This window comes from Halorubrum sp. Atlit-26R (genome assembly GCF_003666015.1).
Classification (GTDB): Archaea; Halobacteriota; Halobacteria; order Halobacteriales; family Haloferacaceae; genus Halorubrum.
Genome location: NZ_QPLT01000221.1, coordinates 1 through 712, shown reverse-complemented (window position 1 = coordinate 712; position 712 = coordinate 1). Strand labels below are relative to the sequence as shown.

Below are 712 nucleotides of genomic sequence, written 5' to 3'. Positions count from 1 at the left end.
TCGGGACCGCCGAAACGGGGGTCACCTTCGAACGGGCCATCGCTCACGACCCATCCGGCGAGACGGTTACGGTCGACACGCGGGACGCCTTCGTGAGGATCGATGACGGGGGCAGTGGCGGTGGCGGTGGCGGTGACGATGGCCCTGACGACGGCGAACCGTCCGAACCGACCGTCACCGCGGAGATCGCTGCGAACCAAACCGGCGTGTACCCCGGCGACGCGATCTCGTTCAACGCCTCCGAGAGCGAGGGCACGGATCTCGCGTACAACTGGACGTTCGGTGACGACACGAACGCGACCGGTGAAACCGTCGAACACGCCTACGACGCCACCGGGACGTACAACGTGACGCTCACCGTAACGAACGAGAGCGCGTCCGACACAGTGGAGGTGATAATCACCGTTGTCGAACCGATCCAGGCTGACATCAGGGCCGAACAGACGAGCGGCGCCGTCGGCGAGATAATCGAGTTCGACGCGTACAACACCACGAGTGAAGACCGGACCGCTAACGTCACGTACGAGTGGGACTTCGGTGACGGAGCGACCAAGACCGGGGAGGTGGTCGCTCACGAGTACGACACCGCAGGCACGTACACGGTCACCCTCACCGCGACCGACACGGTGACCGGTGAGACGACGGCCGACGAGGTAGAGGTCGTCATTGAGGAATGGACCGACGAGGAAGTCCCCGGCTTCGGGCCGCTGGT

Annotated in this window: 1 protein-coding gene; it reads left to right on the top strand. The window is 64.7% G+C overall.

Features of this window, described 5'->3' with window-relative positions; genetic code table 11:
- Positions 1–712, top strand: a 712-nt coding sequence (locus DVK07_RS20240; protein WP_121598571.1) for a PKD domain-containing protein, incomplete at both ends; no start/stop codon positions are given.